The organism is Microseira wollei NIES-4236, assembly GCF_020521235.1.
Classification (GTDB): domain Bacteria; phylum Cyanobacteriota; class Cyanobacteriia; order Cyanobacteriales; family Aerosakkonemataceae; genus Microseira; species Microseira wollei.
The window spans coordinates 1-231 of the sequence record NZ_BLAY01000798.1 but is presented as its reverse complement, the minus strand read 5'-3'; the positions used below and the strand labels follow the sequence as shown (position 1 = coordinate 231).

Below are 231 nucleotides of genomic sequence, written 5' to 3'. Positions count from 1 at the left end.
GCGTCAGCAAACTCGCAGGGGCAAGGCAATCATCAAATCTTCCCTGGGAAAGAAGATTTCCGCTGCTGTGCTACTACTGTGAAACCGGGAATAAACCTCGTCGTGCGTCAGCAAACTCGCAGGGGCAAGGCAATCATCAAATCTTCCCTGGGAAAGAAGATTTCCGCTGCTGTGCTACTACTGTGAAACCGGGAATAAACCTCGTCGTGCGTCAGCAAACTCGCAGGGGCA

At 52.4% G+C, this 231-nt stretch carries 1 protein-coding gene; it reads left to right on the top strand.

Features of this window, described 5'->3' with window-relative positions; genetic code table 11:
* Positions 1-186 (top strand): hypothetical protein (locus tag MiSe_RS50545; RefSeq protein WP_226595166.1); only part of this gene is annotated, 186 nt, incomplete at its 5' end.
* Positions 187-231: the final 45 nt, after the last annotated feature.